Annotated in this window: 14 protein-coding genes, 1 tRNA gene and 1 pseudogene; 3 read left to right on the top strand and 13 right to left on the bottom strand. The window is 40.7% G+C overall.

The window, feature by feature from the left end:
- Nucleotides 1-12 precede the first annotated feature (12 nt).
- The 7 genes and pseudogenes from Q0X72_RS05720 to Q0X72_RS05690 form a co-directional block, all read right to left on the bottom strand.
- A complete protein-coding gene (locus Q0X72_RS05720; RefSeq protein ID WP_297762733.1) occupies nucleotides 13-1,071 on the bottom strand; it encodes a cytochrome c oxidase subunit II in 1,059 nt (352 codons plus the stop codon).
- A 28-nt stretch (nucleotides 1,072-1,099) separates the two neighbouring features.
- Entirely contained in the window at nucleotides 1,100-2,422 is a 1,323-nt protein-coding gene (locus Q0X72_RS05715) for a quinol:cytochrome C oxidoreductase (RefSeq protein ID WP_297762731.1), read from the bottom strand.
- Nucleotides 2,423-2,438: 16 nt separating this feature from the next.
- A complete protein-coding gene (locus tag Q0X72_RS05710; RefSeq protein ID WP_297762729.1) occupies nucleotides 2,439-2,999 on the bottom strand; it encodes a cytochrome c in 561 nt (186 codons plus the stop codon).
- 10 nt (nucleotides 3,000-3,009) lie between these two features.
- Entirely contained in the window at nucleotides 3,010-3,531 is a 522-nt protein-coding gene (locus Q0X72_RS05705; RefSeq protein WP_297762727.1) for a DUF3341 domain-containing protein, read from the bottom strand.
- A gap of 2 nt (nucleotides 3,532-3,533) precedes the next feature.
- Nucleotides 3,534-5,258: an NrfD/PsrC family molybdoenzyme membrane anchor subunit gene (gene nrfD / locus Q0X72_RS05700; RefSeq protein ID WP_297762725.1), complete on the bottom strand. Its 1,725-nt coding sequence runs from the start codon at nucleotides 5,256-5,258 to the stop codon at nucleotides 3,534-3,536.
- Nucleotides 5,259-5,293: 35 nt separating this feature from the next.
- Nucleotides 5,294-8,271 (bottom strand): annotated as a pseudogene (locus Q0X72_RS05695) (TAT-variant-translocated molybdopterin oxidoreductase).
- A gap of 36 nt (nucleotides 8,272-8,307) precedes the next feature.
- Nucleotides 8,308-9,690 (bottom strand): c-type cytochrome, encoded by a 1,383-nt coding sequence (locus Q0X72_RS05690; RefSeq protein ID WP_297762723.1) that lies wholly within the window; start codon nucleotides 9,688-9,690, stop codon nucleotides 8,308-8,310.
- Nucleotides 9,691-9,925: 235 nt separating this feature from the next.
- Between Q0X72_RS05690 and Q0X72_RS05685 the strand changes: the two genes are divergently transcribed.
- The gene (locus Q0X72_RS05685) at nucleotides 9,926-10,171 is read left to right on the top strand and encodes a hypothetical protein (protein WP_297762721.1); all 246 of its coding nucleotides are present in this window, start codon (nucleotides 9,926-9,928) and stop codon (nucleotides 10,169-10,171) included.
- 80 nt (nucleotides 10,172-10,251) lie between these two features.
- On the opposite strand, the gene infB is transcribed toward Q0X72_RS05685, so the two are convergent.
- Genes infB through rimP form a run of 3 tightly spaced genes read right to left on the bottom strand, consistent with a single transcriptional unit; the run spans nucleotide 10,252 to nucleotide 14,676 of the window.
- Nucleotides 10,252-12,927: a translation initiation factor IF-2 gene (infB, locus tag Q0X72_RS05680; RefSeq protein ID WP_297762719.1), complete on the bottom strand. Its 2,676-nt coding sequence runs from the start codon at nucleotides 12,925-12,927 to the stop codon at nucleotides 10,252-10,254.
- 42 nt (nucleotides 12,928-12,969) lie between these two features.
- Nucleotides 12,970-14,202 carry a transcription termination factor NusA gene (gene nusA / locus Q0X72_RS05675; RefSeq protein WP_297762717.1) on the bottom strand — a complete coding sequence of 411 codons (1,233 nt, stop codon included), beginning with the start codon at nucleotides 14,200-14,202 and terminating at the stop codon, nucleotides 12,970-12,972.
- 12 nt (nucleotides 14,203-14,214) lie between these two features.
- Complete coding sequence (rimP, locus tag Q0X72_RS05670; RefSeq protein ID WP_297762715.1) at nucleotides 14,215-14,676, bottom strand: ribosome assembly cofactor RimP; 462 nt, start codon at nucleotides 14,674-14,676, stop codon at nucleotides 14,215-14,217.
- Nucleotides 14,677-14,877: 201 nt separating this feature from the next.
- Here rimP and Q0X72_RS05665 point away from each other — a divergent pair, with 201 nt between their 5' ends.
- On the top strand, nucleotides 14,878-16,197 hold the full coding sequence (locus Q0X72_RS05665; protein WP_297762713.1) for a cation:proton antiporter: 1,320 nt from the start codon (nucleotides 14,878-14,880) through the stop codon (nucleotides 16,195-16,197).
- A 40-nt stretch (nucleotides 16,198-16,237) separates the two neighbouring features.
- Here the strand turns inward: Q0X72_RS05665 and Q0X72_RS05660 are convergent.
- Nucleotides 16,238-16,309: transfer RNA gene (locus Q0X72_RS05660), tRNA-Gln, on the bottom strand.
- A gap of 171 nt (nucleotides 16,310-16,480) precedes the next feature.
- Here Q0X72_RS05660 and Q0X72_RS05655 point away from each other — a divergent pair.
- Nucleotides 16,481-19,816 carry a DUF2723 domain-containing protein gene (locus tag Q0X72_RS05655; RefSeq protein WP_297762711.1) on the top strand — a complete coding sequence of 1,112 codons (3,336 nt, stop codon included), beginning with the start codon at nucleotides 16,481-16,483 and terminating at the stop codon, nucleotides 19,814-19,816.
- Between the two features lie 32 nt (nucleotides 19,817-19,848).
- Here the strand turns inward: Q0X72_RS05655 and Q0X72_RS05650 are convergent, their stop codons facing one another.
- Together Q0X72_RS05650 and Q0X72_RS05645 are read right to left on the bottom strand one after the other, a co-directional pair.
- Nucleotides 19,849-20,145 (bottom strand): co-chaperone YbbN, encoded by a 297-nt coding sequence (locus Q0X72_RS05650; RefSeq protein ID WP_297762709.1) that lies wholly within the window; start codon nucleotides 20,143-20,145, stop codon nucleotides 19,849-19,851.
- Between the two features lie 92 nt (nucleotides 20,146-20,237).
- Complete coding sequence (locus Q0X72_RS05645; RefSeq protein WP_297762707.1) at nucleotides 20,238-21,470, bottom strand: metallophosphoesterase; 1,233 nt, start codon at nucleotides 21,468-21,470, stop codon at nucleotides 20,238-20,240.
- Nucleotides 21,471-21,485 lie beyond the last annotated feature (15 nt).

The following is a 21,485-nucleotide window of genomic DNA, read 5'->3' as shown; positions in this document are numbered from 1 at the left end:
TCTAGCCTAATTTTATTGCATGGATGCCATTAACTGGGAGAAGGTCTGTTGACTTTCAATCCAGGCGTTGTATTCTTCTTCTGTTTCTACAATAATCTTCATCTGCATATTGTAATGAGATTTACCACAGATCTTATTACATAAAAGGATATAATCGAACTCCCAGGGATCTGAGTTAGGCTCTCCGTTGGCAGCTCTTTCAGCCCTGATAGCATTTGTTCTTTTCACTTTGTCTACCACATCCGGATTTAAACGCATTTCTTCCGTGGTAATGGAGGGAGTAAAGGAAAATTCAGTGATCATCCCGGGAACACAGTTCATTTGTGCCCTAAAGTGAGGCATGTAAGCAGAATGCAAAACATCCTGTGAACGAAATTTGAAATTGACCTTCCGTCCTACTGGTAAATGCAATTCTTTAACGATCACATCATCGTTGGAATAGGGGTCAGATTCATCTAATCCAAGTACATTGGCTCTGTTTATATCGATCATACGAACATTGGCTCCTCCAAGGACGTTATCGCCTCCTCCGTAACGGGCTGTCCAGTTGAACTGCTGGGCATACAATTCCACGATCAGGGGATCGTCTTCATCATTTATGTCCATTATGTTGGTCCAGGTATACAGCCCCCATAAGATCAAGCCGGCCAGAACAATGACGGGAATAATGGTCCAAATAAATTCAAGTCGATCATTGTCTGCATAAAAGAGTGCTTTTTTTCCTTTTTCGCCCCTGTACTTATACCCAAAATAATGTAATAAAGCCTGAGTGATTGTTTGAACAATAAAAATGATCACCATAGACCATAACATCAAACTGTCATATTCGGCACCGTGTTCTGAAGCTGCTTCCGGGAGTAAGAACTTAGCATATTTCCAAAAGCTAAAAATGGTGATGCCGTAAATAAAGATCAAAAAGGCAAACATCAGATAACCATTATACTTGTTATCCTTATCACTGGCTACCTGTGAATTATCTGCTTTGATCTGCGACAATTCAAAGATCTTGGTCATTTGCCAGATCGCAATTGCCACTAGGACCAAAACAAGTATAGTAAGTAATGTAGTCATTGTCTAAACTAAAAGGTTACTGTATTTTTTAATAGTGAAAATGTCTGCTTTCTTCAATAAACGGATTTCTCTTTGGCTGCAAGGGTGCCTTTGTTAAGGCTCTGAATACCCAAAATATAAATAGCCCTGCAAAGAAACAAACAGCGCCTATTTCAGGAATTCCTATGGCCCACTGGTCACCAACTGTTGCCGGCATTATCATGTTGAAAACATCTAAATAATGTCCTGCCAGTATTACGATCCCGGTCATAACCACAAACCAATTGATTCGTTTATAATCGCTGTTCATCAAAAGTAAAACTGGAAATATAAAGTTCATGGCCACCATTCCAAAGAACGGTAGATTAAAATCTTCAATTCTTGTAACAAAATAGGTTACCTCTTCCGGAATATTCGCGTACCAGATCAACATAAACTGGCTAAACCAAAGGTACGTCCAGAAAATACTGAATCCAAACATAAACTTTGCCAAATCATGGATATGGCTGTCATTAACATCGGGAAGATATCCTTTTGATTTTAAATAAATTGTGATCAAAGCAATGACCGTGATCCCGGATACCATCATACTTGCAAATACGTACCACCCAAAAAGAGTACTAAACCAATGCGGATCTACACTCATGATCCAGTCCCATGACATAATGGATTCTGTAACCAGATAAAAAACCAGGAAACCTGCAGACCATCTGAAATTTTTCTTGAAGTTGCTATCGTCATCAGAAGCATCCTGTGCCAGTGATAATTTCCTTGAAACTTCACGATATAAGATCCATCCTCCCAGAAATATCGCCGCTCTGATCAGGAAAAAGGTTGGATTCAAATACCCGGCTTTTCCCTGTAATAAAGCATCCTCTGCTACCACCTCAGCATCCATCCAAACAAACATGTGATTGAAGTGCATTATGGACAGTACAAAAATGACAATAATTATAATGCCTCCAGGCACCAAATATGCTGTAATTCCTTCCATGACCCTAAACAAGAGAGGTGACCAACCAGCCTGGGCTGCCCTTTGAATGGCATAGAAAGCCAGTACCCCAAGAGCGATCATAAAGAAAAAGAAGGCGGCAACATATAATGCAGACCAGGGCCTGTTTTGTAATTGATGTAATAAATGCTCATCATGTGCCGCATCGTGTTCTGCTACCATTGCATGATCAGCTTCTGCTACCCCATGATCCACTTCTTCGGCATGAGCTTCACCATGACCTTCGTCATGAGCAGCTACCATTGCTTTGGCATCTTCTACTGTGGTAGGAGCAGATACAAAACCAATCCCCATCCCCAAGATCCCAATACCCATAAGGATAAGAGCTCCAATTTTTAATCTGTTAGAAAATGTATACATAGTTTATGTCTGAGTCTTATTTAGTTAGGTCCTGTTTCAGTTGCATAACATACTCGGCCACTTGCCATCTCTCTTCATAGTTGATCTGCCCTGCATAAGATCCCATAGAGTTGAGACCATAATATATAGTGTGATAGGTAGAGCCTACAGAAATATTCCTGGCTGCATCGGCATAACTTGGCACACCTAGTATCTTTTCCCTTTTCACCAATGTTCCCTGGCCTTCTCCTTTTGCCCCATGACAGATGGCACAATAAATATCATATAATTCCTTCCCTTTGGCCAAATTAGCCTCAGTATTTAGAGAATCCAAAGGACTTGGCTGTAACTTAGCCATATCCTTCCCTTCAAGATCATTTGCAAATTCATAAGGCAGCCATCCACGGGATATGGTATTATCCGCAGGTTGCATTGCCTCAGATCCACTGGGTAAGAAATTTACCTGTTGATAGGTTTCGTAGCCCACAGGGAAATACATGTTAGGCATGTACTCATAGTTCCTGTTATTCTTGTCCGCACAAGAAACCATCACAAGTACGGCACTTAACAAAATTCCTATTTTTAGTATACTCTTCATAATTCCTGAACTACTTTTCTACCTTATTAATCTCAACTGCTCCAGATTCCTTAAGCATCGCCATTAATGTTTTCTCATCTCCATGTACTTCTATCTCCATGACAAAATGATCATCGGTGGTACGAGGATCGGGATTTTCCGACTCTTTAAAGGGCCACAACCTACTTCTAAGGTAGAACGTGATCACCATTAAGTGAGCGGCAAAAAATACCGTTAATTCAAACATAATAGGCACAAAGGCCGGCATGTTCTCTATATAACTAAAACTGGGCTTACCCCCAATATCCTGAGGCCAATCATCTATCATGATATAATTCATCATCACTATAGACACTATTAGACCCAGACAGCCATACATAAAAGAAGTAATTGCGATCCTAGTTGGAGCCAATCCCATAGCCTTGTCTAATCCATGAACCGGGAATGGGCAGTACACTTCTTCAATATGATGTTTGGTAGCCTTTACCTTCTTGACCGCCTGCATGAGGATGTCGTCATCATTGTAATAAGCATGTATAACTTTAGAGGCCATATCTATGAGTTCTTATTTAATTTACCGGCCTGTCCGGCCCAATCATCTCGCTGTGCCCTACCAGGGAACGACCCTGTTATTTCATCTAAGAGATCATATTCTGTGTTGGTCATCCTACTAACCTGAGCAAAAGTAAAAATGCCTATCTCATTGAGGGTCTTTTCCATTTTTGGTCCGATCCCTTTTACCTTTTTAAGATCATCTGCTTTGTCTTTTGAAGGATCAAAAGCACCCAATTTGGCTAGAAGATCCGAGACATTGCCTTCCGCCTTAGCCGGAGGTGCAGCTGCCGCCTTTACTTCATTTTTCCCTGCCTTTACAACGGGCATTTGGTACAATGGTTTGCCGGCATCTCTAAGTTTTTTGTATTTAGATCCTGAAGCTTTTAATATTGATTTTACCTCTGCCTGAGCAATTACCGGGAAGGTTCTTGAGTACAATAAGAATAGAACAAAGAAGAAGCCTATGGTACCAATAAATATTCCTATATCGACGAATGTTGGCGAGAACATGGTCCAAGATGATGGAAGGTAGTCTCGGTGAAGTGATGTAACAATGATCACAAAACGTTCGAACCACATCCCAACATTCACAACAATGGAAATTATAAAAGAGACAACGATACTGGTCCTGATCTTTTTGAACCACATGATCTGTGGCGATACCACATTACAACTCATCATCAATAAATAGGCCCACCAATAAGGTCCTGTTGCCCTGTTAAGAAATGCATATTGTTCGTATTCTACTCCGGAATACCATGCAATGAACAACTCAGTAATATAGGCACAACCTACAATAGACCCCGTAACCATGATTACGATGTTCATCAATTCTATATGCTGTACGGTGATATAATCTTCCAGGTGGCTTACTTTTCGCATAATGATCAACAAAGTTTGCACCATGGCAAACCCAGAGAAAATTGCCCCGGCCACAAAATATGGAGGGAAGATTGTGGTATGCCATCCAGGGATAACTGAAGTAGCAAAGTCAAAGGATACAATAGTGTGTACAGAAAGTACAAGAGGTGTAGCCAAACCGGCCAGCACTAAAGATACTTCCTCAAAACGCTGCCAGTCCTTGGCTCTGCCTGTCCATCCAAAACTCACCAGGCCATAGATCTTTTTCTGGAAAGGCTTTACAGCCCTGTCCCGGATCATAGCAAAATCTGGTAATAGACCGGTCCACCAGAAAACAAGGGAAACTGAAAGATATGTCGAGATCGCAAAAACGTCCCACAATAAAGGTGAATTAAAGTTTACCCATAAAGATCCAAACTGGTTGGGAATTGGGACCACCCAATAGGCCAGCCAGGGTCTACCCATGTGAATGATAGGAAATATTCCTGCCTGGATCACAGAAAATATGGTCATTGCTTCCGCAGAACGGTTAATTGCCATTCTCCATTTCTGACGGAACAGTAATAGTACCGCAGAGATCAGTGTCCCGGCATGACCAATACCTACCCACCATACAAAGTTAGTGATATCCCATGCCCAGTTAACTGTTTTATTGAGTCCCCAGGTACCAATACCTGTAGAGATCGTATATATTATAGCACCAATTCCCCAAAGGAGTGCAGCCAATGCGATGGAAAATACTATCCACCACTGCATGCTGGCTCTCCCTTCAATTGGAGCAGAAATGTCTACCGATACGTCATGGTAGCTTTTGTCTCCAATAACAAGGGGTTTCCGTATAGGTGCTTCGTAATGCGACGCCATAGATTTCTGTTATAGTTACGTTCTTTATTTCTTGATTAAGCTTCGTTGGTATTACGCACTTTCACATGATAGAATACATTTGGCTTGGTGCCTACGGCTTCTAACAAGTGGTACATTCTATCTTCTTTTTTCAGTTCGGCTACCTTACTTTCTTCATTGTTTATATCTCCAAAAACAATAGCTCCGTTGCTACAAGCATTAGAACAAGCCGTTTGAAACTCTCCGTCTTCTATAACCCTTCCATCGCGTTTTGCATCCAGGATCGTTTTTTGTGTCATTTGGATACAAAGGGAACATTTTTCAATAACTCCTCTTGATCTTACGGTAACATCCGGATTAATGACCATTTTACCAAGGTCATTGTTCATATGGAAATCGAACTCGTCATTGTTGTTATACAAGAACCAGTTGAAACGTCTCACTTTATAAGGACAGTTGTTAGCACAGTATCTTGTTCCCACACATCTGTTATAAGCCATATGATTTTGTCCTTGTCTACTATGTGAAGTAGCCGCAACCGGACATACAGTTTCACATGGCGCATGGTTACAATGCTGACACATTACTGGCTGAAAGGCTACCTGCGGATTAATCGCTGATCTTTCCATTTCCTCAAAGCCCGATTTTGATTCGAAAGCTCCTGAAAACTCGTCTTTCTTTATATTGTCATCCTCAAAAGTATCTTCCGATGAATAGTATCTGTCTATACGCAACCAGTGCATATCTCTGGACCTGCGAACCTCTGTTTTCCCAACAACAGGTACGTTGTTTTCCGCATGACATGCAATAACACAAGCTCCACAGCCGGTACAAGCATTGAGGTCTATGGACATGTTGAAATGATGTCCGATAGAACGATCAAAAGACGCCCAAAGATCTACTGTTGTAGCAGGCACTTCCTGATGATCCAATGATACCACAGGAACAGGGTTCCACTCGTGTGCATCTTCTGTTGTATATTTCTCAAGGGTGGTTTCTTTAATGATCTCACCCCTTCCCATAAGGGTATTTTGCAATTGTATACATGCAAACTCGTGTAAACCGTCAGCTTTTTCTATAGATACTGACTGAACTGAGTTGAAATTGGTATACACGGCATAGGCGTTGACACCCGTCTGCATCTCCTCTTTCATTCCCACCTTTCTTCCATATCCAAAAGATAGTCCAACCGTTTTTGGTGCCTGCCCAGGTTGAATGATCACCGGAACATTGTCTAGACTAACCCCGTTCACGGTTACTTTGGCATAGCTACCATCTAATCCGCCATTGGCTACATTCTCATTGATAAGTCCTAGTTCAGTAGCATCTGCTTTGGAAACTGTGATATAGTTATCCCAGGTCGTTGAACTGCAGACATTAAGACCATATTGTCTCCTGCTTCTGGATCATTAGACACTTCTGAAGAAGCTGTATCTAAAGAGGTACTTGTGCTGTGGTAAACTCCATCGTGCAATGCCTTATTCCAGGAAGCATCTCCTAATAAAGAGGAGGTCCAGGAATTCTTTATGTACTCATAATAAGATTGATCACTACCCATCCAGGTAAGCAATGCCTGCTGAAATTGTTTGGTATCAAAAAGTTCTTTGATGCTTGGTTGCATAAGGCTGAAATGCCCTTTTTTCAACTCGGCATCTCCCCATGATTCCAGGTAATGGTTGGCCGCAGCCGTAAATTGAGTTCTCTCTGTGGTCTCATTCCAGTTGGTAGAAAAAGTAACAGACAAATCAACCTTCTCAACTCCTTCGGCAAAGTCGGCAGCGTTTGGTAGTGTATACATGGGGTTTACACCATCCATGATCAACATCCCAACTGTACCAGCTTTCATATCAGCGATCAGTTGTTGTACATCTTTGGTATTACCTTGCCTTGTGTACTTCGGTGCCGTTGTATCAAAGGCCTCACTGCTGAGCATTTCGTTTATGGCGAGTATAACTCTTTGCGCATCTACATCATCTATACCGCTAACTACCACGGCTTTACTACCCAATTTTCTGATCTCGGCAGCTGTCATATCCACCATGGCCAAAAGTCCTTCGCTTAGATCTGTTGAGACTTTACCATTGTTAAGTTTTCCGTATAATGCCGCCAGAGCTTTTTTCTGTTCGGAGGGCTTTAATGGGATTCGCTTATCTGCATTGGCGCCGGTAAGAGACATATTAGCCTCAAACTGTATGTGGCGAGACATTTTACCTTCCTTAGGTACTCGTCCTCGGGAATATCCTGCATCATAGCCTCCACCTTGCCAATCTCCTAGAAAATCAGCTCCAAAAGAAACAATAAGTTCAGCTTTCTCTAAATCATAATCTGCCATGGCTCTCTCGCCATAGGTCATTTCATAGGCGTTCAATGCCGCGTCTTGCGCAATGGCGTCGTATGTAATATGTTTGGTATTTGGATAGGCTGCTGTAAAATCGGCAATCAGCTTTGCTGTAGAAGGGCTGGCATAGGTCTGAGTTAACAACACAACCTGTCTGCCTGAATCTTTCAGAGCTCCCAATTTTGCTTTAACATTGGCATCCAATATGGCCCATTCTGCCGGTTCTCCATTGGAGAGTGGTCCTTGTAACCTTGTACTGTCATATAATGATAGAACAGAAGCTTGAATACGGGCATTGGAATTTCCACTGGTTTTGGCCTCTTTGTTATTCTCTACTTTAATTGGCCGGCCTTCTCTTGTTTTAATTAGGATACTGGCGAAATCATAGCCGTTGGCAATAGTGGTAGCATAGTAATTCGCTACTCCGGGAACAATGCGTTCTGGTTGCACAACATAAGGGATCGATTTAATAACGGGACCTTCACAAGCCGCAACAGAAGCTGCTGCCGTGCTAAAACCGACATATTTCAAGAAATCTCTCCGGTTCGTTTTTGAATCGGCAAGTGTTTCTTTGTCACCTAAAAATTCATCAACAGGAATCTCTTCCGGAAACTCATTTTTACTCAGCTTCTGAACAATGGAATCGGTGGGATTTAACTCCTCTTCGTTCTTCCAATATATCTTGTTTGATGCCATACGATCTATCTGTAATTAGCTACTTGTAATTTATTCTTAATAATGACATTTTCCACATTCCAAACCACCAAGTTGTGCAGCGGTAAGTTTCTCCACCCCATATTTTTCTGAGAGTGCCTTATGAATATTTTCATAATAGGCATTGTCTTCCAAATTCACATTGGTTTCCCGGTGACAATTAATACACCATCCCATGGTTAATGGAGCGTACTGATACATGATCTCCATTTCCTCAACAGGGCCATGGCATGTTTGACATTCAATACCCGCCACAGATACATGTTGTGAATGATTGAAATAGGCAAGGTCTGGTAAATTGTGGATACGTACCCACTCTACAGGTTTAGACTCTCCAGTATATTTCTGGTTCTCTTCATCCCAACCAACAGCCTTGTATAATTTTTTTATTTCTCCGGTATAGAATTCATTAGTATATCCATTGGCGATATCTTCGGCTGAAGGACCTTCTGGATTACCTTTATATTCATAAATAGACTTGTGACAATTCATACAAACATTGAGGGATGGGATCCCGGAATGCTTAGAAACTCTTGAAGAAGAATGGCAATATTTACATTCGATCTTATTATCTCCTGCATGTATTTTGTGAGAATAATGAATTGGTTGAATAGGCTGATATCCCTGATCAATACCAATCTGCATTACCCATCCGTAAGCGTAATACGCACTCGCTAAAAGTAATAATATAGAGAAGACTAACCCCAGGAACTGATTCTGAGCAAAAGCTTTCCAAATAGGCAGCCTTTTCTCAGCTTTTGCTTTTTCCAGTACCACCCCATTGGCCTCAGCTATTCTTCTTAAGGTAATATTGACCAGGATCAACATCATCACAAGAAGACCAAAAACAAGAACCAGGGCACCTAGTATAACCTCGTTGGTGATACCCGAAGAGGAACCGCCGCCAGCTGCTGCTTCTCCCGCTACTGCTACAGCCTGAACCGGGGCGGGTGGCGGTGCAGCCGTATAAGCCAAAATATTGTCAATATCTTCATTAGAAAGGGTAGGAAAAGCCGTCATGGCCGCCTGATTGTATTCTTCATAGATCTTGTTGGCATATGCATCTCCTGAAGCGATCATCCCAGCACTATTTTTGATCCAGGTATACATCCACTCCTTATCCAAGCCTTCATCTTCGTAAAGTCTGGTTTCTACATTGGCCAAGGCCGGACCCGTCATTTTCCTGTTCAGGGCATGACAAGCTGCACAATTCTGATTGAATAACTGTTTTCCCTTCTCAGCATCTCCTCCTCCTGCGGCAGCCTCAGTAGCGACCTGCTCAACAGCAACTGCAGGAACTGCCTGATCTTGAGCGAGAATAAAATTTGAAAAGAGTAGAAGAACTACCAAAGAAATACCGGAAATAGTAGAAATCTGAGTGCGGTACAAAACCTTTTTCATATTGAAATTGTTTCTATCGAAATCTTGGCACGATAATTTCTTTATCCAAAGTAAAATATGGATAAATATCGCCAATTTTTATTGGGAGCAAAAATACGACATAGACTTTATTTGGGAAATCGTTAACGATTGATAATTTATAATTTATATTTATTCTAAATAAGGTTTCTCTATACTGTTTAATCCTTAAAAAATTACCTTTGTTTATCACTAATTTAATGAATATTATAATCTTATGAGAATTGCCCTGTACATGCCTATTCAGATAGGTTTTGGCTCTTATTCGGTTGCTTCCAAATTGAAATCTGAGGTGGGATTAGATTTTCCTCAGTACAGTTCCAATATCATTTTTGATTCCCCTACATACAGGGTACATTTAGGTAGGTTTAAAGACAAAATGGACGTAGAGAGAACCTATACTGAAGTACGCAAGAAGTACCCAGAATCTATAATTCTCAAACCGCTCAACGGCAACAAGTAGAAGTGAGAATTAAACACACTAAAAAACATAAAAAAAACCCGTCTTAAAGAAGACGGGTTTTTTGTTAAATATAGTTTTTACTATAGGGTCTTTTTTACCGCTACTTCCTGGAAGGCTTCCACAATATCATTCTCTATTATGTCATTGTAGTTCTTAATCTGAAGACCACAGTCATACCCTTTGGCAACTTCCTTCACATCATCCTTAAATCTTTTTAAGGAAGAAAGTACTCCGGTATAGATCACTACACCATCTCTAATGAGTCTGATATTTGAGTTTCTGAATATTTTTCCACTAGTCACCATACATCCTGCAATGGTGCCAATTTTAGATATTTTGAATGTTTCTCTGATCTCTGCAGTTCCTGTGATCTCCTCTTTGATCTCTGGAGAAAGCATTCCTTCCATGGCATCTTTAAGGTCGTTGATGGCATCATAGATAATAGAGTACATCCTGATATCTATTTCTTCCTTATCTGCAATATCGCGGGCATTACCCATTGGTCTCACATTAAAGCCTATTACGATAGCATCAGAAGCCGATGCCAACAGTATATCCGATTCTGTGATCGCCCCTACTCCTTTATGTATTATGTTAACCTGGATTTCCTCAGTCGATAATTTTTGGAAACTATCTGTCAATGCTTCCACAGAACCATCCACATCCCCTTTCAGGATAATGTTTAATTCTTTGAAATCGCCTAATGCAATTCGTCTGCCGATCTCGTCTAATGTAATATGTCTTTGCGTACGAACTGATTGTTCTCGCATTAACTGACTTCTTTTAGACGCGATCTGTTTTGCTTCCCTTTCATCTTCCAGCACATTAAATTTGTCTCCGGCTTGTGGAGCTCCATCCAATCCCAGAATAGAAATGGGCGTAGAGGGACCTGCTTTTTTCACGATCTTTCCTCGTTCGTCCTGCATGGCCTTGATCTTACCGCTACAAGTTCCGGCCAGAACATAATCTCCTATTTCCAGAGTACCGGCCAATACAAGTACGGTAGAGACATATCCTCTGCCCTTATCTAAAAAGGCTTCTACAACCGTACCGGTGGCAAGTTTGTCAGGATTAGCTTTTAACTCTAACAACTCTGCTTCCAACAGTACTTTTTCTAACAATTCTTTGACTCCTTCTCCTGTTTTAGCAGAAATATTGTGTGATTGTATTTTACCACCCCAATCTTCTACCAACAAGTTCATTGCCGCCAGACCTTCTTTGATCTTGTCTGGGTTGGCACTTGGTCTGTCTATTTTATTTATTGCAAAAACAATAGGTACCCCTGCCGCCTGAGCATGGCTAATTGCTTCTTTAGTCTGTGGCATGATATCGTCATCTGCTGCAATCACAATGATAGCAATGTCCGTTACCTGTGCTCCCCTCGCCCGCATAGCGGTAAACGCTTCGTGACCTGGTGTATCCAGAAATGCAATCTTTTGACCGTTTTCTAACTCCACGCCATAGGCACCGATATGCTGGGTAATACCTCCGCTTTCTCCGGCAATTACATTTTCTTGTCTGATGTAATCCAGAAGGGAAGTCTTTCCGTGGTCTACATGACCCATTACAGTTACTATGGGAGCTCTTGGTTTAAGATCTTCCGGAGCATCCACTTCTTCTTCAATAGCCTCCTCGATATCTGCGGTAACAAACTCTACTTCATAGCCAAATTCCTCGGCCACAATAGAGAGGGTTTCGGCATCTAGGCGTTGATTCATGGTTACCATAATTCCGAGCGACATACATGCAGAAATGATCTGCGTTGTAGGGACGTCCATCATGGTTGCTACTTCTCCTGCTGTAACAAATTCGGTTACCTTAAGAACCTTGTTTTCCAGTTCTTGCTGCTCAAGATCTTTCTCAGACTGCTGCCTGTGCTGATCTCTTTTATCTCGTCGGTATTTTGCTCCTTTTCCTTTTTTGGATTTTCCCTGTAATTTTTCCAGGGTTTCCCGTACTTGTTTTTGTACTTCCTCCTCTGTAGGTTCAACTTTGGAAGTTACTCCAGGTCTGGCCCCTCTTTTATCTCCTGCCCTTCCTCTTCCACCAGATCGGGGACCTGAATCACTAATGATCCTTTTTCTTCTTTTTTTACGGTCGTTGGGATCTGTTTTAGCAGGTGGTTCTTTTTTCTTTTTTGGTTTAGCAAATTTGGTGAGATCAATTTTATCTCCCATGATTTTAGGACCGGAAAGCTTTTTATATTTCGTTTCTATAGCTTTCGATTCTTCTTCTTTAGGCTTTTCAGCCTCCTCTACTTTAGCAGGTTTTTCCGCTTTCTTAGCAACTTTCTTTTCGGGTTTCTCAACAACTGGCGGCTCACTTTTAGCCTCTGTTTCTTCAACGACAGGTGCTGGAACCTCTTCTTTTGCAGGTTTAGCTTTCTTCTTGCTTTCCAGATCTATCTTACCTACCATTTTTGGTCCGGCAAGTTCCGCTTTGGCCTTCACCACTTCGCTGGCAGCGGCGCGTTTTTCTCTGACCAGGCGTCTTTCTTCCTGTTCCTGCTCTAATTGCAGTCTTATGGCTTCTTTTTCCTTGCGCTTTTCCTCACCTACTTCTATGGAAGCAACTTTCTTGCTCATATCGGTTTGGAATTCGTCCAAAAGAACCTGATGTACCTCCTCTGATATTTTGGTGGTAGGACGTGCGTCTATAGTATGCCCTTTGGAGGCAAGAAAGTCCACCGCCCTATCCAGGGAGATATTAAGTTCTCTTAAAACTTTATTAAGCCTTATTGTTGCATTATCTGCCATAAATACTGTTTGCTCTCTTATTTTATTTCGCTAATATATAGCTTAATCTTCAAATTCCGATTTCAGGATCCTAACCACTTCCCGGATGGTCTCCTCCTCCAGATCGGTCCTTTTAATAAGATCATCTACATCTTGCTCCAGAACACTTCTGGCGGTATCAAGACCTATCTTCTTTAATTCTTCGATGACCCAAGCTTCAATTTCATCAGAGAATTCTGTTAATTCCACATCTTCTTCAACCCCTTCTCTAAAGACATCGATCTCGTATCCTGTTAATTGGCCGGCCAGACGAATATTATGGCCGCCTCTTCCAATTGCCTTAGAAACTTCTTCGGGTTTCAGGTATACCTGAGCGGTCATATTCTCATCATTAAGCTTCACGGTAGATACACGTGCCGGACTCAATGCTCTGGTTACCATAAGCTGCGGATTATTGGTCCAGTTGATCACATCTATATTTTCGTTACCGAGTTCCCTAACTATTCCATGGATCCTGGATCCTTTCATACCTACACATGCCCCTACCGGATCAATTCGATCATCATAGGTGTCAACAGCTACTTTGGCCTTCTCGCCAGGTATACGAACTGCCTTTTTAATAGTTATAAGTCCGTCGAATACCTCAGGGATCTCCTGGAAGAATAATTGTTCCAAAAAGGCAGGGGAGGTTCTGGACATGATGATCATTGGTTTGTTCCCCTTTAATTCAACACTTTCAATAATACCGCGTACATTATCTCCTTTTCTAAAGAAATCTGACGGTATCTGTTTGTCTTTTGGCAAGATGATCTCATTTCCTTCATCATCGAGTAAAATAATGGCCTTATGCCTTATATGATGTACCTCAGCAGTATAGATCTCCCCTTCCAGGTCTTTAAATTGCTTGTATATAGTGGTATTATCGTGTTCGTGTATTTTTGAAATCAGATTCTGACGTAAGGCTAGGATACCACGTCTCCCAAGGTTTATAAGTTTAACTTCTTCAGACACATCTTCCCCTACTTCAAAGTCGGGTTCTATTTTACGTGCTTCTGAAAGGGAAATTTCCTCATTGGGTTCTTCCACTTCACCATCTTCTACTACAATACGGTTTCTCCATATCTCCAAATCGCCCTTATCTGGGTTAATAATAATGTCAAAATTATCATCTGATCCAAATTTCTTTTTAAGGGCATTTCTGAAAACATCTTCCAAAATTGCCATTAGGGTTACCCGGTCAATGAACTTGTCATCTTTGAATTCCGAGAATGATTCGATCAATGCTATATTTTCCATTCTGATCTACAATTAAAATTTAAGTACTACGTTCGCTTTTATAATCTTTGAAAAAGGGATGGTCTGATTCTTCACCACGGTTACTTTTCCTTTTCCAACAGGTTTTGGTTCCCTTGCTTTCCATTCTAATGTTATATTATCTTTGGAAGCAGATTGAAGGGTTCCTTCATATGTTGATTCGGAAGTTTTTACTTTCATCTTCCGTCCAATATTTTTTGTGTACTGTCTCGCCATTGTCAGAGGTTCTGAAGCTCCTGTAGAAGTAACTTCCAACGAAAAATCTGTTTCCTCTCTATCCAGATTATGTTCAATTCCCCTGCTTACCTTCATACAATCTTCCAGGGTAACACCGTTATCGCCATCGATCACCACCTTTATACTATTGCCGGCACTTATTGACAGGTCTATCAAAAAAAGACTTGGGTTTTCCTCCAATACCTCATCCAAAAGTGCTTTAACCTGGTCATTCCACATACTTCTAAGTAACAAAAGAGGGGACAAATTGTCCCCTCATGAATACTTTACTATCCTTTCAGTGCCGCAAATATACAAAATTTTTCTTTTTATTTCCTCCAGAAAATCAAATTACATAATTATCGAAAAAGTGTGCGAAAATTATCGATATTAGCTTCAGTTAATATACAAACTAGAACAGGCTAATTTAATAATCTACTCATGGAAATATTTTCTTCGTATAACCTCATCATTGCGGCTTCTGTTATTATTATTTTATCGTTCTGGTTCAACGGAATTGCTAAAAAGACTAATATCCCGTCGGTGCTTATGCTCATTTTACTGGGTGTTATCTTACAATATGTCATACGCTATTTTGTAACTGTACCTCTCAATTTTTTCCCTTTGCTGGAGGTCCTTGGTATCGTTGGGCTTATAATGATCGTTTTAGAAGCTGCGCTGGAACTTGAATTAAAAAGGGAAAAATTATGGCCCATTTTAAAATCTATGGCCATAGCGCTTATAGGTTTATTAGGATCGGCATATGTAGCAACCCTTATTTTATTTCAATTTGTAGAAGGGATGACCATGCATACTGCCTGGTTATATGCTACACCTCTCTCCATTCTATCTAGTGCAATTATTATTCCCAGTGTAAGTGGGTTGGCCCCGCATAAAAAGGAGTTTCATATTTATGAAAGTACCTTTTCTGATATTATGGGTATTATCATGTTTTACTTTTTAGTTGGGCAGCTAGATCCGGCCGAAGCCTCAGGGCCTGTGGGTTTTGTTGGAAATATTCTTCTTACTATCGTCATAGCAGTAGTAGCAAGTTATGCCATCATCCTAATATTTCAGGAGATAAAAAGTCAGGCCAAACAATTCCTGCTCATTGCGGTACTCTTGCTTTTGTACGCACTTGGAAAAAAGATGCACCTCTCGTCCCTTATCATTATCCTGATCTTTGGTTTGGTAATAGCTAATATGAAATTGTTTTTTGGCGGGAAATTGGTCCATTTTCTAAAAAAAGAAAGAGCACATCAGATTTATCATGAACTGCATATAATCACATTAGAGACCGCCTTTGTTGTTCGGACATTTTTCTTTGTAGTCTTTGGAATCACCATTGTGATCTCATCACTTTTTAATTTCAACGTGGCAATGGTAAGTATTATGATCCTGGTTTCTATTTATGCCATTCGCTTTATTATTCTTCGATTATTTTTAGGTAAAGATATTTTACCGCAATTGTTCATCGCTCCAAGGGGCCTTATCACAGTTCTCTTATTTTATGCGATTCCTGTGGAAGCTCAGTTGGCTACCTTCGAACCCGGTATCTTGTTATTCGTGATCATTGGCACGAGCCTTATTATGACCTGGGCCATGATCAAAGACAAAAAGAAAATGGGCTCTGTGATAGATATGGAAGATAAGGAGATACTTGCCAAGGAGAAAGAAGATATAGCGTTGCAAGAAGAGAATGAAGCCCCATCGCCTATTCCTTCAAAAGACCTTCTTAACGAGGACGAGCCTCCGGCATAAAAAAACCCATTACCAAAGTAATGGGCTTAACTCTTTTCTGTTGGCCTACTAGGACTCGAACCTAGAACGACTGGACCAAAACCAGCTGTGTTGCCAATTACACCATAGGCCAATGGTGCTAAAGAGCGTGCAAATTTAAGACAAAGTTTCATTTGCACAAACATTTTTTAAATGTAATCTCGTTAATACATAACCATGCCTGCCTGTTAAAGGTTTAAGAAATATTGATCTCAATATTTATTTAAATTAGTAATTTCGCCACTATTGGTAAAAGGAAGACTGAATGTTTGCGAAAAACTTTGAAAAATGGGACTCTATTCTTGGGTGGGGAGTCTTTTTTATAGCCCTTATAGTATATGGCCTTACTGTTGAACCTACCGGAAGTTGGTGGGATGCAGGAGAATATATCACCACTTCAGCAAAACTTCAGGTAGCACACCCACCCGGAGCTCCATTATTGCAAATGTTAGGCGCATTTTTTGCCATGTTTGCGCTGGAGGCGGACCAGGTTGCCAGAATGGTCAACTATATGTCTGGGGTTTCCAGTGCCTTTACCATCCTTTTTATGTTCTGGACCATTACCAATCTCACACGTAAACTCATTTCCAGTGCTGGTGAATTGAGTAACTCCAAAGCTATTGCTGTTTTAGGTAGTGGTATTGTAGGTGCCCTGGCATTCACTTTTTCAGATAGTTTTTGGTTTAATGCTGTGGAGACGGAAGTATATGCTATGGCCAGTTTTATAATGGCTCTTTTATTATGGCTAGGTCTTAAATGGACAGATAATCTGGATGATCCCAGAGGAAACAAATATTTGATACTGATCTCCTTTGTGGTAGGACTAACCTTCGGGATTCAGTTTATGGGGTTTCTGGCGATCCCTTCTATAGGGCTGCTTTACTATTTTAAGACGTATAAAGAAACCACAATAAAGAACTTCCTGTTAGCCAATATCATTGTAGTGGCCATCTTGATGCTTGTCTATAAATTCTCCCTTACCTACGTTTTAAAACTCTTTGGGTGGAGCGAGGTTTTCTTTATTAATAGTATAGGTCTGCCATTTAACTCAGGATCTATCATCATGGGTCTGATCTTTATTGGCGTATTCTATTATGCCCTTCAATATACCAGAAAGAACAATTACCGTACGGCAAATACCATTACTTTATGCCTTATGTTCTTATTGCTCGGTTTTTCTTCCTGGCTTATGTTACCCATTCGTGCCAATGCCAATGTGGTGATTAATGAGAATAATCCGTCGGATGCTCGTTCTTTGTTGGCCTACTATAACAGAGAACAATATCCCGGAGTAGATAGTCCTATCTATGGCACTTATTATTCAGACACTTTTGCTGCTCCCGGTGATGATAAAGATGATAAACCTAAATATGAAAAAGACGAAGTTCTTGGAAAATATATCATCGTAAACAAATACAAGGATGCCATTCAGGGTCCTAATCCGGGACATCAGGGAATTCTACCCAGAATGTGGAGCGAACAACACGCAGAAAATTACATGAAATTCTTTGGTCCTCTCGAATTCCGAATGACCACCAGCAATGAAGAATTACAAAAAGCGGTATCTCAGATCAAGACAGGCTATGCCAATGGAGAAATCGATGCTGAGCAATACATCAGTTTTCTTCGCCAATTTGGTGAATATCTGGAAGTACAACCCCCAACTATTTGGCAGAACATTAAATACATGGTGCAATTCCAATTTGGATACATGTTTGGGAGATATTTTATGTGGAATTTTGTTGGGAAACAAGATGATCTGCAAGGTCGTTACAATGGCCAGGGGGAATGGCTGAGTGGTATAGGTTTTATAGACAGTATTCGATTAGGGAGTCAGGATAACCTTCCTGGAGATGTGCTTGCTAATAAAGGGCGAAATACCTATTTCTTCCTCCCATTTATTTTGGGGATCATTGGGTTGGTATTCCAAATATCAAAGGACCCCAAGCAGTTTTGGGTTCTTTTCGTGTTTTTTATTTTCACCGGGATCGCTATTCAATTCTATACAAACCCTTACATCTTTCAACCCCGTGAAAGAGATTATTCGCTGGTAGGCGCATTCTATATCTTCGCACTTTGGATAGGATTAGGGGTCTATGGCCTCTATGAAGAATTTAGTAAATTCATTAAGCCCAAAATCTGGGCACCAGCCATTACCATAGTATGTCTCTTGGCTGTTCCGGGAGTTATGGCCTACCAAAACTGGGATGATCACGATCGTTCCGGGCGTTATACTGCACGTTCAGCGGCTATGGCCTATTTAGATTCCTGTCAGAAGGAAGCGGGGGCCATGTTATTTACTATTGGGGACAATGATACATTTCCATTGTGGTATGTTCAAGAAGTTGAAGGATACAGAAACGACGTGCGGGTTATCTGTACCAGCCTTTTTGCTACAGACTGGTATGTAGATCAAATGAAACGCAAAGCCTACCGCAGTGAACCTATTCCTTCACAGCTTAGTCATGATCTTTATCGGTATGGAAATAGAGATGTGATCTATTATCAGGGAATAACAGATAAGCGATGGGATATTAAAGACTTTATGAATTGGGTGGCAAGTAACAATCCGCAAACAAAACTTGGTTCTTTGTTAGAAAAACAAGGGGCCGACCTTAGTGGCTATTCTGAAAGTACCCTGGATCTGGTGTACTATCCCACAAATAAAATTCGGATCCCGGTAAACAAAAAGAATGTACTGGAATCTGGACTGGTAAAAGAAAAGGATTCAGCGCTGATCGTTGATTATATTGATATAGACCTGCCACAAGCGCTTCCAAAAAACCGCATTTTGATGCTCGATATCATGGCCAATAATGATTGGAAGCGACCTATCTATTTTTCAGGAGGTAGTTTTGACAAGGCCGAGTACATATGGATGAAAGACTACCTTCAATTAGAGGGTCTTGCCTATAAATTAGTCCCGATCAAGACACAGAACCGAAGTTCGTACGAAATGGGACGTATAGACACAGACGAAATGTACAGCATCGTTAAAGGATGGGATTGGGGCAATTCTGGTAGTCCGGATATCTATCATGATCCGCAAACCAGAACACAAGGACTTTCCTTCAGAAGTAATCTGGCACGATTGGTTGAAGCCCTGATCAACGAAAATAAGATAGACAAGGCTAAAGAAATTATAGATCTCAGCATTGAGAATTTACCAGTAGCCAAGTTCGGCTTCTATACTTTTGTAGAACCCTTTGTTGATGGGTATTATAAAGTAGGAGAAACTCAAAAAGCAAGAGCCCTTTTCGAAGAATTAAAGCTTATATACCAAGATCGTTTAAACTACTATCAGGGGACTCCGCTCGATGAGCAGTATAAGAATTTAGAGGACATTATTGGCGATATGGAAGGCTATAGGAGGATCATTGACATCCTTATCGAAAATAACGACCGAGAATTGGCCGAAAAGGAGACTGTCGTATTTAATGAGCATATAGATCAGTTCAGCCATTTCTATCAGGACGAACTTCTTGAAGATGCTCCTGTTGAGGACAATTATGAACAGGATATACTTGATACGCTGCCCATTTCAGATACCGTAATACCAGATGCAACCACTGTTGTGGATGAAACGGATCTTGAAAACTAAGTTGTTGAAATTTCCTTTGGATAGGGAATACTCTAAACGTATTCGTTGAGGATCCCGATAAGAGTATTGGCGTCTTGTTCACCACTTTGCCTCCAGACCATCTCACCTTTCTTGTAGATCATAAGGGTAGGCAATCCCTTTACTCTCAAGGCTTGTGAGAGTTCTTTGTTCTTGTCTACATCTATTTTTATGACCTTCCCTTTATCACCAAGGGCGGCAGCCACATCACGAAGTACAGGGTGCATGGCCGTTGATTGTTCATTCCATTCAGCATAGAAATCAAGTAACACAGGTACGTTGAGATCTATTAGTTCACCGAATTTAGACATAGGTATTGCGTTGGGTTACGTCTCAAATGTAAGAAAAAATGTTAAAATTCTAATGAAAGAGTCATTTTTGTAATAATCCCTTAACATTAATCTTACACAACTACTTTCTTTTTAAGGGTAATTACGGTTATTTCTGGCCAGATTCCTACTCTGCCGGGATAACCTATAAATCCAAAACCTCTGTTAACATTGATCATTTGTCCCATTTCTTCATAGATGCCCGCCCAGTATTTATAACGCCATTTCACAGGACTCCATTTTACCCATCCCGGGATCTCTATCCCAAATTGCATTCCATGGGTATGTCCACTTAGGGTTAAATGATAATGATAGTCATCATGAATCACCACATCTTCCCAATGAGACGGATCGTGGCTCAATAATATTTTAAAATCGTCTTTATGGATATCTTTAGTCGCTTTTTTAAGATCGCCCGCTTTTTTAAAACCTCCTCTACCCCAATTCTCAACGCCAATAAGGGCCAGTTTGTCATCACCTTTTTGCAAATAGCGGCTTTCATTCAACATAAGATCAAAACCAATTTCGCGTTGGATCCTTTTAAGGTCCTCCAAATTTTGTGATTTTAGCTCCGGCGTATCCCAGTCTAATTTATAGTCACCATAATCATGATTACCGAGGATGGAAAATTTTCCGTCTTTTGCTTCTAAAGTTGCAAACAATTCTTTCCAGGGCTCCATCTCCCGGGCCATATTATTCACCATATCACCTGTAAAAAATATAGTGTCACTTTGCTGTTCATTTATCAGGTTAACCGCATATTCTATTTTTTTACGATTGTCAAAACTACCGCTGTGAATATCAGAAATCTGAGTGATCTGATATCCGTGAAAGGCTTCGGGAAGGTCATCAAACTCCAGCTCGTATTTCAACACCCTAAAATCGTACTTCCCTCTATACATGCCATATAAGAGGGCGCTAAAAGGAATAGCTCCTATCCCCATAGCTATTAAACTTAAAAAACGTCTCCTTGCAGGAAGACTGAATTCTCCGGAAGAACCGAATATACTTTGAATAGAAGCGGCTATCAATCTGAAAATATCCTCAGAGAACAAGAAGACTATAGTAATTATCTCAAAAGTGAGCATAGCGATCACAAAACCAAAAGCATAACTCCTTGGGCGGTTTAGTACACTACCGTCACTGTCTCCAAATGTAAACTGATATAATAAATTCCCCAGGATCACGAGAGCCAAGGCCATAAATGCATAATAGATATAGGGAAAACGCGAAGCGGTTTTAATTGCCTGCAGGGAATAGTATCCCAGAATACAATAAATAGCAATAAAAACGATCCATCTTAGCATAGCTCTTTTTTACAA

This window comes from uncultured Muriicola sp. (assembly GCF_947258935.1).
Classification (GTDB): domain Bacteria; phylum Bacteroidota; class Bacteroidia; order Flavobacteriales; family Flavobacteriaceae; genus Muriicola.
This window is presented reverse-complemented; position numbering and strand designations above follow the sequence as displayed.